The sequence below is a fragment of the Nostoc cf. commune SO-36 genome (assembly GCF_023734775.1).
Classification (GTDB): Bacteria; Cyanobacteriota; Cyanobacteriia; order Cyanobacteriales; family Nostocaceae; genus Nostoc; species Nostoc commune_A.
Genome location: NZ_AP025732.1, coordinates 5,323,493 through 5,337,781 on the forward strand (window position 1 = coordinate 5,323,493; position 14,289 = coordinate 5,337,781).

A 14,289-nucleotide genomic window follows, 5' to 3' on the forward strand; every position below is an offset into this window, starting at 1 on the left:
TAAGTCTTGTCCTTCTCATATTATCCACAATTTTATCAGAAGGTTGAACCCATTTGTGAGAAATCCAGTTTATCTCAAGCAATATTCTGCTGCTGAAATCAATGAAATGTTAGAAACTGCTGGCATGAAAACGAAGTGTCCAGAATACATTGTCGAACCAACACAAGAATATGCAATTTTGCCGGAAACTATTAAAGGGATTCCAGTACCTTTTGCTAATGCTATTAACAGAAGTCTTAAGCCATCAGGGAATTTAAAAGAAACTTTGGCTTACGGTTTTAGTGCATACAGCGCTCAACTGGACTAATTAATAAACTCTCTGATTGTCACAGTAAACTGAATACAAATAATCTACAAAAGCACAACATTGTTGTGCTTTTACTTTTCTAATTAGGACTTACGCAAGAGTTACGGAATAACGAACCACAGAGGCGCAGAGTACACGGAGAAATCAGAGTTTGAGAGATATTTTGCGTAAGTCCTACTAATAAATGACCATGAAGTTTGCTTTTTATATCAATTCAATTAATGATTGCAACACATACTTGGGTAAAGACGTGATGAATCGCGTTTCTACAGATGGTCTATTTGTCGCATTCTTCTTTAAAATTGGTATTATTTTTTACTTTAAGTATGATTATTTAGTCTAAACTCCAATAATCATCCGCACACAACACGAAAGCTTGACCTGTCAACGTCAGTCCCAGGCTAAAAAACCGCAACCACCAAGGGATAGATTATTTGATACCCAATTGAACACGAATTTTGTTTAAAGTTTGGCTAGTTTTTGGGATTTCCTTGATTGTGATGTAATTTACCAACTTTTTACGACATATTAAAGCTAAAGTTGGTAAATTATGGATTAGTTGAGCTAATTCTTCCCCAGACAGCTATGCCATCGGATTTATCGCCTCTTTGGATATCACTCAAAACTTCATTACTTGCCACATTTATCACCTTCTTTTTGGGTATCGCTGCCGCCTACTGGATGCTGGGATATCGTGGCAAAGGGAAATCATTGATTGAGAGTATCTTTATTGCGCCACTGATTTTGCCTCCTACGGTTGTCGGTTTCTTGTTGCTGCTATTTTTTGGCAAAAATGGCCCTGTAGGGAAATTCATGGGGGCTTTTGACTTCACCATAGTTTTTACTTGGTATGGTGCAGCGATCGCAGCCACGGTAGTTTCTTTCCCTTTAATGTATAAAACTACATTAGGAGCCTTTGAACAAATAGATGGGAATTTGCTGCGAGTAGCCAGAACCCTTGGTGCAACTGAAACTACAATCTTTTGGCGCATTAGTTTACCCCTAGCACTACCCGGCATTGTTGCCGCCACAATGCTGGCTTTTGCCCGTGCTTTGGGAGAATTCGGCGCAACGTTAATGCTGGCTGGTAATATTCCCGGACAAACGCAGACAATCCCAATGGCGATTTATTTTGCTGTGGAAGCGGGAGCGATGAACGAGGCTTGGTTTTGGGCGATCGCAATTATGGTGATTTCTCTATCTGGAATTATTGGGGTTAACTTCTGGCAAGAATTGAGGGAAAAGGGGAAAGAAGCAGGGAGCAGGGAGCAGGGAGCGGGGGGAAAAAATCTTTATACTCCGCAATCTAACTTTGAATCTGGTGGATTGTTAGTCAATATTAAAAAAATACTTCCTAGCTTTGATTTAAAAGTTGCTTTCAGTACTGATGAGCAACCTTTGGGATTATTGGGGGGTTCTGGAGCAGGTAAGAGCATGATTTTGCGCTGCCTTGCGGGGATAGAAACGCCCACAATTGGGCGCATAGTTTTAAATGGCAGAGTCCTGTTTGACTCGGAACAAGGAATTAATTTACCCAGCCGCGATCGCCGCATCGGTTTTTTGGTGCAGAATTACGCCCTATTTCCGCATTTGAGTGTGGCGCAAAATATCGCTTTCGGTTTGCCCAAAAAACTATCGGCTGGGAGTATTAGAGTACGAGTAGAGGAGCAACTAATAGCGATGCAATTGCAGGGATTAGGCGATCGCTATCCGCACCAACTTTCTGGGGGGCAACAACAACGGGTAGCTTTGGCAAGAGCATTGGCAAGTCAACCGGAAGCATTACTTTTAGATGAGCCGTTTTCAGCACTTGACACCCATCTGCGTAGTCAATTAGAGCAGCAAATGACAGAAACTCTTGCTGGCTACCAAGGTGTGACTCTATTTGTCACCCATAATATGGAAGAAGCTTATCGGATTTGCCCAAATCTATTGGTATTGGAGCATGGTAGAGCCGTTCATTATGGCTCAAAACACGATATTTTTCAGCATCCTAGTACTGTTAGTGTCGCCCAACTTACCGGATGTAAAAACTTCTCTCGCCTTATTCCTCAGTCATCGCAACAAGTGGAAGCGATTGATTGGGGTTGTACCCTGAAAGTAATTGAACCAGTTAATAGCGAATTATCTCACATCGGTATTCGTGCCCATCAGTTCATTTTTACCAACGACTCATCACAAGAAAATACCTTTCCCTGTTGGGTAGTACGAACAAGTGAAACTCCCCATCGAATGACGTTGTTTCTCAAATTAAATTCGCCTAGCAAGAATTCTCAAGATTACCATCTGCAAGCTGAAGTCTTCAAAGAAAAATGGGTGACGATGAAAGACCAAGCTTTTCCTTGGTATGTGCGTTTAGATCCTCTGCGCTTGATTTTGATGGAATGAACGCAGAGATGTATAGGAACGCAACGAAGCTGTAATAATAGAAAACTTGGCGGCAGTGATAGATTAGTTATTTGACCATACATAGGATGATTGTGGGAAGCAATAGCTTCAAACCCGCAGAAGCGGGTTTTGTCTGTATAGCTGCAACTTCCTAGTCGTCGGATGCAAAATGTGAGTTAGCTGGCTTCCAATACATTACAGTTGATGAGTCTACCCTGGAGTTTTTAATGTCTCGAACGGAAAAAGTAAGAAAACTTGCCGGTTTTATTTGGAGTATTGCTGAACTTTTACGCGGTGATTATAAGCAAGCTGACTATGGTAAAGTCATATTACCGTTTACAGTGTTGCGCCGTTTGGACTGTGTTCTAGAGCCAACGAAGACAGAAGTTATGGAATTTTACGAAACAAAAGTAAAGTCCATGAAAGATTTGAAGAATCCAGAGCCGTTACTGAACCAAAAAGCTGGCGTAACTTTTCACAACATTAGCCAGTTTACCTTTCAAAAACTCAAAGCAGATCCAGATAATGTAGCTGCTAATCTAAAAAACTTTATTAATGGTTTCTCTATTGCCGGAAGAGAAATCATTGAATATTTTAACTTTAGTGACCAAATTAATCGTTTAGATGAAGCAAATATACTATTTTTAATCGTCAAAAACTTTGCTGAAATCAATCTTCATCCAGATGAAGTAAATAGCATGGAGATGGGCTATATTTTTGAGGAGTTGATTCGCAAGTTTTCAGAGTTGTCTAATGAAACAGCAGGGGAACACTTTACACCGCGTGAAGTAATTCGGTTGATGGTAAATCTGCTATTTCTTAATGACAGAGATATTTTAACTCAAGAAGGCATTGTCAAAACCATCTACGACCCTGCTTGTGGAACAGGTGGGATGCTGTCTTTAGCAGAAGAGTACATTAAAGAACTTAACCAAAACTCTAAACCTGTAGTTTTTGGTCAAGAAATTAACCCAGAATCATACGCAATTTGTAAATCTGATATGTTGATTAAAGGTCAAAATATCAGCAATATTAAGTTTGGTAATACTTTCACTACTGACGGGTTAGCACACGAAACTTTTGACTATATGTTATCTAATCCGCCGTTTGGTGTGGAATGGAAGAAAGTACTAACCTACGTCAAAAATGAGTATGAAAAGAAAGGATTTGATGGACGCTTTGGAGCAGGTTTACCCAGAATATCAGATGGTTCTTTTCTGTTTCTGCAACACATGATTTCTAAGATGAAGCGGGATGATGGCGGTTCTAGAATTGCTATTGTATTTAACGGTTCACCGCTTTTTTCTGGAAGTGCTGGCAGTGGCGAAAGTGATATTCGCAAATGGATTATTGAAAATGATATGTTAGAAGCTATTACGGCACTGCCTGATCAATTATTTTATAATACTGGAATTTATACATATATTTGGATTATCACTAATTATAAAGCCCCAGAGCGCAAAGGGAAAATACAGCTAATCAACGCTATTCATTATTACAAAAAAATGAGTCGCAGCTTGGGAAATAAGCGGAATGAAATTGGCAATGGTGAAGATGGTAAGCCCAATCAAATTGAGGAAATAACGCGAATTTATGGTGAGTTTCAAAACAATGCTAAACGCAAACTTGAGATCGATGGCAAAGAACAGGATGTCATTGTTAGTAAGATTTTTGATAACGAAGACTTTGGCTATTGGCGGATTACGGTAGAACGTCCGCTAAGATTAAATTTTCAAGTGAGTGATGAACGTATAGCCAAGCTAGAAACTGAAACCGCTTTTGTGAATTTAGCTGAATCTAAAAAACGGGGTGGGATAGCTTTACGAGAGATTGAGGAAGGGAAGGAGTTACAGGAGTCAATTAAAGAAGTATTGCGTACTTTGGGTGCAGATTGTGTCTATAAAAATCGGGATGCGTTTGAAAAGGATTTGACAGATGCACTCAAAGCGGCTGATGTAAAAGTTTCAGCACCGTTGAAAAAAGCGATTATGAATGCTTTAGGCGAACGTGATGAAACTGCTGATATTTGCACTGATAAAGATGGTAATCCTGAACCGGATACAGATTTGAGAGATTATGAAAATGTAGCCTTGAAGGATAATATTAAGGAGTATGTAAAGCGAGAAGTATTACCCCATGTGCCGGATGCATGGGTGGATGAGACTAAGACGAGAATTGGTTATGAGATACCGTTTACGCGGCATTTTTATGAATATATGCCGCCACGACCTTTGGAGGAGATTGAGCAGGAGATTAAGGATTTAGAAGAGGAGATTAGAGGGATATTGGAGGAGGTGTTGTAATGAATAATAATCTGTCACCTCACAAGTTGATAGGGATATCATGGGATAAGAATTGGGAAAAAATTCGTTTTAAAAGGGGCGTACAATTAATCAACGAGAAAGCCGAGAATATTTTTAACTATGTGGGTTTAGAAAATGTTGAGTCTTGGACAGGAAAATTAACTAATAACATTACAAAATCAATCGAAGAAGACGCAGCAACAGCGGATAGATTTTATGCTGGAAATGTTTTATTTGGAAAATTAAGACCTTATCTAGCCAAGACTTTTGTTGCACAAGAAGATGGTTGCTGTACTCCAGAACTTCTAGTTTTCCGCCCACTTCATTACGACTCCAATTATCTGAAGTATCTTCTACTGACAACAGATTTTGTGTATTTGGTAAATTCATCTACTTATGGGGTAAAGATGCCTCGTGCAAATTGGGAATTTATCGGTAATATCTCAATTCCAAAGCCTCCTTTATCTGTTCAACAAGCGATCGCCTCTTTTCTAGACCGCAAAACCGCAGCAATTGACACCCTCATCGCCAAAAAACAACGCCTCATCCAACTACTTGAACAAAAACGCACTGCCTTTATCAACCAAGCTGTGACTAAAGGGCTAAACCCAAAAGTTCCAATGAAAGATTCTGGTATTCCCTGGATTGGCTATATTCCTGGGCATTGGAAAATAATGCGCCTCAAATTTTTAACAGCGCGTGTCACCAGTGGTTCACGGGGGTGGGCGCAATACTACAGTGAGCAAGGAGCAATATTTATACGTATAAATAATCTTTCAAGAAAATCTATAGAGCTTAATTTAAAAGATATTCAATATGTTCAACCACCTTTAGATGCAGAAGGTGAACGTTCTCGTGTTCAGTTAGGTGATCTCCTGATTTCAGTTACCGCGTACATAGGTACAGTTGGTGTTGTAACCCAGGATTTAGGTGAAGCCTATGTTAATCAGCACGTTGCATTGACGAGGCCAAGACAAGATTTAGTCAATCCTCAATGGCTAGGTTTGTATCTCTTTGCTTCAGCAGGACAACATCAATTCAATGCACTTTTAGATGGCAGCACAAAAGATGGTTTGGGATTAGAAGATATAAAAAATCTTTTTGCTCTAGTTCCACCTCGCAAAGAGCAGTTAGAAATTGTGGATTTACTCAGCCTACAAATATCGCGTACTGCCAAGCTAATTAATACAGTTTCAGAGCAGATTAAAAAACTCCAAGAATATCGCCAATCTCTCATCACAGCAGCAGTCACAGGCAAAATTGATATCAGGGAGGAGGTTGCTGCATGACTCTGTGTGCAGTCTGGATACGCCACACACCCGCAGGCGACCAAGAATTAGTCTTTGCAACCGATAGCTGTCTTTCTGCTGGCGAACGCTGGGAAGCAGGAGTAAAACTGTTTGAATTGCCCCGAAGAGACTGTTTCATCTGTTTTGCAGGCGAAACCAACCGCGCATACCCGATGATTCTCAACCTAATTCAAACAATTAACACTTCTCCCGCCCTGAAAAATCCCCAAACCGATTTATTAGATATACTAAATCATACAAAATCTCTCTTCACCGACCTCGCCCAAGCCATTGATCTCAGTGAACTGAGTCGCCCAAAACTACGACGATGCAAGAAGCGAAGCTCAATTTATATTCGGCGGTTGGCGCTGGCAAACCAGTGAATTTTCTGTATGGCGGCTGTCCTACGATCTAAAACAAGAAGTATTTACAGCCCAACGTTACTTCTTGGATGATTCTCAACCAGTCTGTTTCATTGGTGATCTTGAAAGTGACGATTTGATTTTAGAGCTTTACGAAGAGGTCGGCATCAAAGACATCAAGCTAGATATGCAACCATTAAAACTACTCATCAACAAAATTCGGGATACTTCGCTTCTTTCATCCGGTATCAGAGGCGCACCACAAATCGGGAAAGTTTATCGCTCAGGAAATTGCAAAGTCTTTGGTGTTCTGTGGCAATCTAGTAATGGCAAACCTCACTATCAAGGTCGTCCCATTGTTGGTATCCAAAATTTAGTGCATCAGTATTTTGACCCCGATACCTGCGAACTCATAAACAATCTGCCTGATAAAAAACCAGACATAGTAAAATTTTTACATAACGATGAAATCAGTTTTGTCAACCTTTGCTACAACGAAAAAGACGATTTAAAGGTAGACTTAAATGAATTCCAGCGCGGCAAATTACACGAAATTCTCCGTCAGGTTGCTTATGAGCAATTTTTAACCGCCGTGAAAATCATTGAACAGACTGAGGCACAACCATGATTGCAACTGTTCAGACAACTGAAAAAGCTTTTGAAAATGCAATTATTCACGCTTTAGTGAGTAATGGTGGCTATGAAGAAGGCAATGCTAGCAACTTTACTCAAGAATTAGCGCTTGATAAAGTCATCCTGCTACGGTTTATTCAAACTTCTCAGCCAGAAGCATGGCAAAACCTGACAGACATTCATGGTGCTGAAGTTGAACCTAAGTTCATCCAACGGTTGTGCCAAGAATTGGAAAATCGCGGGATGTTAGACGTGCTGCGCTATGGCATTATTGACTACGGTGTACGCTTCAAATTGGCATTCTTCAAACCTGCCAGCAGTCTAAACCCCGATACTTTAGCACTTTATGAGCAAAATATCCTGACTGTGACTCGTCAGGTGCATTACAGTGCTAATCATGAAAACTCCCTAGATTTGCTGCTGAGTATTAATGGCTTACCAGTCGCTACGGTAGAACTAAAAAACCAGTTCACTGGACAAAATGTAGAAAAAGCCAAGCACCAGTATATTCAAGACCGGGATAACCGAGATTTGTTATTTCAATTCAAGCGGCGTTCTTTGGTGCATTTTGCCGTAGACCCCGATGAAATCTGGATGACTACGCGCATTGATGGCAGTAACACCCGTTTTCTTCCCTTCAACAAAGGCTATAACAAAGGTGCAGGCAACCCACCCAACCCAAAGGGTTACAAAACCGCTTACCTTTGGGATGATATCTGGGCAAAAGACAGTTGGCTAAATATCATATCTCGTTTTTTGCACCTAGAGCAAGAAAACATTAAACTAAACCACAAATCTGCCAAAAAAGAAAGCCTCATCTTTCCTCGGTTTCACCAATTAGATGTAGTTCGCAAGCTAACCGCAGATGCCAAAGTTAAGGGGACAGGACAAGATTACCTAATTCAGCATTCTGCTGGTAGTGGCAAAAGTAATTCGATCGCCTGGTTAGCATATCAACTTGCTAGCTTATATAATGACCAAGAGGAGCGAGTTTTCGATTTAGTCATCGTCATCACTGATAGAAAAGTATTAGACCAGCAACTCCAAAACACGATTTACCAGTTTGAGCATAAGCAAGGAGTCGTGCAAAAAATTGATAAAAACTCTGCACAACTAGCTGAGGCGTTGGTTTCTGGCACTAACATCATTATTACTACCTTACAGAAATTTCCTTTTGTCTTAGATAAGATTCGGGAAATCTTAGAAAAAAACAAGATTGGCGAACTACCAAAACGTAATTACGCCCTAATTGTGGACGAAGCCCACAGTTCTCAAAGTGGCGAAGCGTCCAAGAAAATGAAAGAAGTGCTTTCTATCAACGATTTAAGTCTTTCAGCCAAGCAAGAAAGCATGGTTAACGAGGAAGATGATATTGAAGATAACATCCGCAAGTCGATGCGTAGCCGTGGTAAACAACCAAATTTGAGCTTCTTTGCCTTCACAGCCACACCCAAGCCAAAAACCTTAGAAGACTTTGGCCACATGAACTCCCAAGGGCAAACAGAACCTTTTCATCTATATTCCATGCGGCAGGCAATTGAAGAAGGTTTCATCATGGATGTGTTGCAAAATTACACAACCTACAGAACTTTCTTCAAAATCAATAAGGCGATCGCAGACGATCCTAATATTAGCAAAAAGAAAACGAGTCGAGCGATCGCTAAATTTTTATCACTCCATCCACACAACGTAGCCCAAAAAACTCAAGTTATTATCGAGCATTTTCGCCAATGTGTAATGCATAAAATTGGCGGTAAAGCTAAAGCAATGGTGGTTACAGCTTCTCGACCCCATGTAATCCGCTATAAAGAAGAATTCGACAACTATTTACAGAAACAAGGTTATGCAGACATCAAAGCATTAGTAGCCTTTACTGCTTTTACCGATAGAGAAACTTATATCGAGTACACTGAATCTGATATCAACGGCTTTGGTGAAAAAGAATTACCCGACAAATTTGAAACGGGTGAATATCAACTCTTGATTGTAGCAGACAAGTATCAAACTGGTTTCGATCAGCCATTATTGCACACCATGTATGTAGATAAAAAACTTTCTGGTGTCAAAGCTGTACAAACTCTCTCTCGGTTGAATCGCACTTGTCCCGGTAAGGAAGACACTTTTGTTTTAGATTTTGCTAATGATGAACAGGAAATTATTGATGCTTTCCAGCCTTATTACGAACAAACCACACTAATAGCAACAACAGATCCTAACAGACTGTATGATTTAAAAAATAGGTTAGATGGCTACCAGATTATCTGGTCTAGTGAGGTAGATGCTTTTGCCAAGATATTTTTTAAGTCTCAGGAAAAGGTAAATAATCAAGATCAAAGTAGACTGCATTCCTTTATTGATCCTGCTGTAGACCGTTTTAAAGGTTTAAGTGAAGAACAGCAAGATGAATTTAAAAATAGTCTAACCGCGTTTATCAGATTATATGCATTCTTGGCACAGATTATGCCATTTGCAGATGGAGAACTAGAAAAATTTTATGCTTTTGCTCGTTTTTTGCAAACCAAATTACCAAAACTTAGCCAAAGTGAAGCTTTTAAACTTATTGACGAAGTTGCACTAGAATATTATCGACTACAAAAAATCCGAGAAGGTCAGATAATCTTAGAAAAAAATACAGAGTTATCTCTACAACCTATAACCGAAGCTGGCATACCAAGAGATAAAGAAGAACAGGCTAAACTTTCAGAGATTATCGATATTCTCAACAAAAGATTTAGGACTGATTTTACTGAAGCAGACAAAGTATTTTTTCAGCCAAATTGAAGAAGCACTAGTTCAGGATAAGACATTATCACAACAAGCCAAAAGTAACTCAATTCAGAACTTTAAATATGGCTTTGAGGATGTATTTCTGACAAAGCTGATTGAGCGAATGGATTTAAATCAAGATATTTTTACTAAAATCATAGATTTTAAAGATTTTGGTGAAGTAGTCAAAGAGTGGATGCTGAGGAAAGTGTATACAAGGTTGACACAAGAGTTCAGCTAACAAAAATGATTAAATTACTTCAAGCGCCCAGACTCTTTGAGCCTGAGCGCTTGAATATTAGGTTGCAGAGAAACTTCTGCTAGTTAGGGGAATTAAGCAGGCATCATCTGCATACTTCTGCAAGACTCTGCACACTTACGGCAAGCGGCAGCACATTCCATCATTTTCGCGTCATCGCTCATCATCTCACACGCCATTGCAGTGCGATCGCACATTTCTGCACAGAGCATACAAGTGCGTTCCATGAACTCAGAACCGCTCATCATCATATTCATACACATCATGCACATTTCAGAGCAATCGCGCATCATACTCATCATGCTCATCATGTTCTTGTCCATGTGCTGTCCACCTTTACTCATGCAATGAGTCATAGTTTCCATGCACATTCTATGACAGTCCATACAAACATCCATGCAAGTCTGCATTTCTGGAGTCATGGTTTCAGTCATCATCATCATCATCATCGGAAGTACCTCCTGATTTTTTGATGTATAGATAGTGTCCTCGGAAGGATTACTCATCACATTAATCCTATCCTTTTAAAGAGTCAATGGGGTTTTTAATCTAAAATTTTTAAGCCTACTATCCCGATATACAGCGCTTCCCGCTATTATGCAATACAGTTTTTCTTATTGCCTCTCTCCTAACATAGCTTTTAGCTTTGAGGATGTACCTCATAGCTGCCGGAAGTGCTGTAATTACCGGGAATTTTAACTTATTCTACAGGAATTTAGTGTTGTTTTTCTCGATAATACTATACATTAAGGCTTATAATCCCTCGTTTTGGAGTGGGGTTTAATTTGGCAAGTCAACTTTACATCGGTAATCAAAAGTTAGAGTTAAATTTAAAGCGATCGCTCCCTGCTTTTAATGTCTCAGGTCTTTTGCTGAAGCAAAATTTGATTAACGAATGTCCCTTTTCTGGTTGTTGGTATTGGCATTGAAAGCTTGACGCAACTGTGCTTCATCAAATGATCCAATAAGGAGGATGCAGAGTCACGTAGCGAGGTATAGCACCAGCTAAAATCGCATCGGGGCAGTAGTTTTCGTAATATGGCTCAAATATAATTACTTCGTCGCCGGGATCGACTGTCGCCAGCATCACAGAAGCAATGGCATCTGTGGAACCGCAAGTAACGCCCTGTACCTCCGTTGATCTCTATTGCGATGATGCGGGAATTTTTGTGACCCAGATGAAATGCATAATATCGATAGACCTATCGTAGTATACTCAAATTCCAGATCCAGAGTGAATGCAACCTTATTATCTATATACTTAATTATTGAGATTAATAGTCAATTGTTGAAGTACCGATCCAGAATCATCATGAAATCTTTGCACCGTCCCGATCTTTATAGCTGGTCTAATTTCAATCCGGCAAGAAATATTGATTTCAATGGGATTGCCTGGATTCGCCCAGATGGCAACATCTTGATTGACCCAGTAGCCCTATCAAACCATGATTGGAATCATCTAAAATCCCTCGGTGGTGTGCTTTGGATTGTGCTGACGAATTCTGAGCATGTTAGGGCAAGTAAAGAAATTGCCGATCAAACTTATGCTAAAATAGCTGGCCCGATTGCAGAAAAAGACACTTTTCCTATACCTTGCGATCGCTGGCTATCTGATGGTGAAGAATTTGTCCCAGGACTTGAGGTGATTGAACTCAATGGTTCTAAAACTCCTGGTGAATTGGCTCTGTTACTGGAAGAGACAACTTTAATTACAGGGGATTTAGTCCGGGCACGTAAAGCAGGTAGCTTGACGATTTTACCAGATGATAAGCTGCTGAATCGAGAGGAGGCTGTTGCTTCTGTTCGCAGGTTGGCTCAATTAAGTCGGGTAGAAGCAGTGTTGGTGGGGGATGGTTGGCCAGTCTTTCGGGATGGAGGCGATCGCTTAAAGGATCTTGTAGCGACATTATAAATGAGCGGGGGCGATCATCGATTTTAATATTGGGGACTTGCAAAAAATAAATTATCCCAAATTATTTGTAGATTTGTAGGGGTGCAAAGCCTTGCGCCCCTACGTACCCTGCGGGACGCTTACGCGAACTTGGAGCGTCAGGGATAGAATGTTTTTTTAACCGAAAGTCCCTTGGAGAAGTTGAGGCAATACTTTCTACCCAAGGATGTTTGATTACCTGCCTTTAGAACGTAGTACAAGCTTAGTCCGAAGTTTAATATTATGACCATTGATATAAATGCAAAGAATCAACCTTCTTTGCCTGTTGATTTATTATGGCAAGGCTGAAGCATGAAATATCTGCAATTACAGCAAGTTGAGCAAAGGACGTTATATTTATGAGACTACCTCAAATGATTGTCACAACTGTTGCGGCAATTGCCTTTGGCTACGTTGGCTCCCAATATTTGAATAAAAATATTATGTATGCCATTGGTGGGGGAATGGTTGGACTTAGTGCAATCACATATCTTGTTGAGCCTAAGACTAAAGAAAAGCCAATCAATACACGGTCTAAATCCTCAGTGTGAACAAGCGATCGCAACACACTTTAATAAATTGTTGAGAGGGTACGGAGTAATAGACTATTTTGTGCCGACTGGTTAATTAAATCCTGAGTGTCTGAAGTCAAGGCAGGGCAACCAGAAACAGCGATAGTAACTACTGTCAAAGTAGATCCTGCCAGCGAATTCTAAGAAATGTGGTTCAGAGTCATTGTACTTGATATCTGACTTGAATTATTCAACTACACATTGTTGCGTTAATAATATTTTCACCTTACCAGTATTAGGGCGCACAGCTAGCTATGCGCCCTAACAGAAGATTGTGGTTCAAATAAATAGATAAGGCTATCAGAAGAAAATCAAACAACACCGTATCATGGTAGTTAGCAGCATTTCTGTCTGAAACTTTACTTTTTTGCCTTAAAAGAATATCAGGTAAACCATTTCCTGATTCCTTGAGAGCAAAATGTGGAAGCTTTCACTGATTAACCTAGCCTAGTTGGAGAACACTGATGTCTAAGGAAAGAAAAAGTAATAAAGAAGTTAAAAAACCTAAAAAAGATCCCAAAGACAAAAAGGAGAAAAAAGAGCCAAACAAATAGGACGATTTAGGTTAATGGGTGCGATGTCTACGATGGGCTGCGCCTACGCAACTTATCAAGCAGGAACAAACTTCAGCGAAACACCGTTCATACAGTAGCGTTTACCAGTGGGTGCGGGGCCATCATCAAAAACGTGACCCAAATGACCACCACAGCGACTACAATGCACTTCAGTTCTGCTCATAAACAACGACCTGTCTACAGTAGTAGCGATCGCACCTTCAATCGGGTTAAAAAAGCTAGGCCAGCCAGTACCACTGTTAAATTTGGTATCAGATGTAAACAGTGGTAGCTCACACGCAGCACAATAATAAGTGCCTTGGTCGTATTCCTTATCCAGTGGACTGGTGTGAGGACGTTCAGTCCCATGTTTACGCAATACATTAAACTGTTCTGGCGTTAAAATGGTGCGCCACTCTGACTCTAGTTTGGTAACTTCAAATCCACTCTTAGAAGTTGTCATCGCTTCTGACCCCCAATTGATATACCTTGATAGCAATGCTGTGCCGACTATTACTGCACTAGCCTGTAAAAAATACCGTTTGTCCATATATCTATTATTTTCTATTTTCGCGTTAACTGGACAATCAACTCCAGTACGGGATTCCCTACATTAATGACTATAATCAGCGATCGCTCTGAATAAACGCTGATAAATTCCTTAAAATCAGCTAAGAAACGACAAATTATTTTTCAAACAAACAGTAGGCGGGAATCCGATCTATTTGATAGGACTTACGCAAAATCTCTCTCCAACTCTGATTTCTCCGTGTACTCTGCGCCTCTGTGGTAGCCTGCGGCAAGCCGTACCCTTCGGGAAGCAAGCTACGCGTAGCGTCTCGTAGAGAAGCGTCTACGTTATTCCGTAACTCTTGCGTAAGTCCTATTTGACCTAATTTTGGACAATAGCAAGTATAGTTTTCGGC

General features: G+C 40.2%; 13 protein-coding genes. 10 read left to right on the forward strand and 3 right to left on the reverse strand.

Annotated elements, in window-relative coordinates; genetic code table 11:
• Positions 1-55: 55 nt before the first annotated feature.
• From ANSO36C_RS24090 to ANSO36C_RS24120, 7 genes are all read left to right on the forward strand, one after another.
• A complete protein-coding gene (locus ANSO36C_RS24090; protein ID WP_251956568.1) occupies positions 56-307 on the forward strand; it encodes a hypothetical protein in 252 nt (83 codons plus the stop codon).
• Positions 308-892: 585 nt separating this feature from the next.
• On the forward strand, positions 893-2,695 hold the full coding sequence (modB, locus tag ANSO36C_RS24095; protein ID WP_251956569.1) for a molybdate ABC transporter permease subunit: 1,803 nt from the start codon (positions 893-895) through the stop codon (positions 2,693-2,695).
• A 227-nt stretch (positions 2,696-2,922) separates the two neighbouring features.
• Positions 2,923-4,998 carry a type I restriction-modification system subunit M gene (locus ANSO36C_RS24100; protein ID WP_251956570.1) on the forward strand — a complete coding sequence of 692 codons (2,076 nt, stop codon included), beginning with the start codon at positions 2,923-2,925 and terminating at the stop codon, positions 4,996-4,998.
• The gene (locus ANSO36C_RS24105; RefSeq protein ID WP_251956571.1) at positions 4,998-6,287 is read left to right on the forward strand and encodes a restriction endonuclease subunit S; all 1,290 of its coding nucleotides are present in this window, start codon (positions 4,998-5,000) and stop codon (positions 6,285-6,287) included. Before ANSO36C_RS24100 ends, ANSO36C_RS24105 begins: the two co-directional genes overlap by 1 nt.
• Complete coding sequence (locus ANSO36C_RS24110) at positions 6,284-6,670, forward strand: hypothetical protein (RefSeq protein WP_251956572.1); 387 nt, start codon at positions 6,284-6,286, stop codon at positions 6,668-6,670. The genes ANSO36C_RS24105 and ANSO36C_RS24110 overlap by 4 nt, the downstream gene beginning before the upstream one ends.
• Before the next feature lie 64 nt (positions 6,671-6,734).
• Positions 6,735-7,277 (forward strand): hypothetical protein, encoded by a 543-nt coding sequence (locus tag ANSO36C_RS24115; protein ID WP_251956573.1) that lies wholly within the window; start codon positions 6,735-6,737, stop codon positions 7,275-7,277.
• The gene (locus ANSO36C_RS24120) at positions 7,274-10,063 is read left to right on the forward strand and encodes a type I restriction endonuclease subunit R (protein ID WP_251956574.1); all 2,790 of its coding nucleotides are present in this window, start codon (positions 7,274-7,276) and stop codon (positions 10,061-10,063) included. The genes ANSO36C_RS24115 and ANSO36C_RS24120 overlap by 4 nt, the downstream gene beginning before the upstream one ends.
• Positions 10,064-10,381: 318 nt before the next feature.
• On the opposite strand, the gene ANSO36C_RS24125 is transcribed toward ANSO36C_RS24120, so the two are convergent.
• The gene (locus ANSO36C_RS24125; RefSeq protein ID WP_251960429.1) at positions 10,382-10,753 is read right to left on the reverse strand and encodes a four-helix bundle copper-binding protein; all 372 of its coding nucleotides are present in this window, start codon (positions 10,751-10,753) and stop codon (positions 10,382-10,384) included.
• Positions 10,754-11,092: 339 nt separating this feature from the next.
• Here ANSO36C_RS24125 and ANSO36C_RS24130 point away from each other — a divergent pair, with 339 nt between their 5' ends.
• Positions 11,093-11,236 (forward strand): hypothetical protein, encoded by a 144-nt coding sequence (locus tag ANSO36C_RS24130; protein WP_251956575.1) that lies wholly within the window; start codon positions 11,093-11,095, stop codon positions 11,234-11,236.
• A gap of 23 nt (positions 11,237-11,259) precedes the next feature.
• Here ANSO36C_RS24130 and ANSO36C_RS24135 read toward each other — a convergent pair whose 3' ends face one another.
• Positions 11,260-11,394, reverse strand: coding sequence for an aminotransferase class I/II-fold pyridoxal phosphate-dependent enzyme (locus ANSO36C_RS24135; protein ID WP_251960430.1), 135 nt, complete (start codon positions 11,392-11,394; stop codon positions 11,260-11,262).
• A 225-nt stretch (positions 11,395-11,619) separates the two neighbouring features.
• Here ANSO36C_RS24135 and ANSO36C_RS24140 point away from each other — a divergent pair, with 225 nt between their 5' ends.
• Positions 11,620-12,219, forward strand: coding sequence for an MBL fold metallo-hydrolase (locus tag ANSO36C_RS24140; RefSeq protein WP_251956576.1), 600 nt, complete (start codon positions 11,620-11,622; stop codon positions 12,217-12,219).
• Between the two features lie 377 nt (positions 12,220-12,596).
• Positions 12,597-12,788, forward strand: a complete 192-nt coding sequence (locus ANSO36C_RS24145) for a hypothetical protein (protein WP_251956577.1) — start codon at positions 12,597-12,599, stop codon at positions 12,786-12,788.
• Positions 12,789-13,418: 630 nt separating this feature from the next.
• On the opposite strand, the gene msrB is transcribed toward ANSO36C_RS24145, so the two are convergent.
• Positions 13,419-13,913 (reverse strand): peptide-methionine (R)-S-oxide reductase MsrB, encoded by a 495-nt coding sequence (gene msrB / locus ANSO36C_RS24150; protein ID WP_251956578.1) that lies wholly within the window; start codon positions 13,911-13,913, stop codon positions 13,419-13,421.
• Between the last annotated feature and the right edge of the window lie 376 nt (positions 13,914-14,289).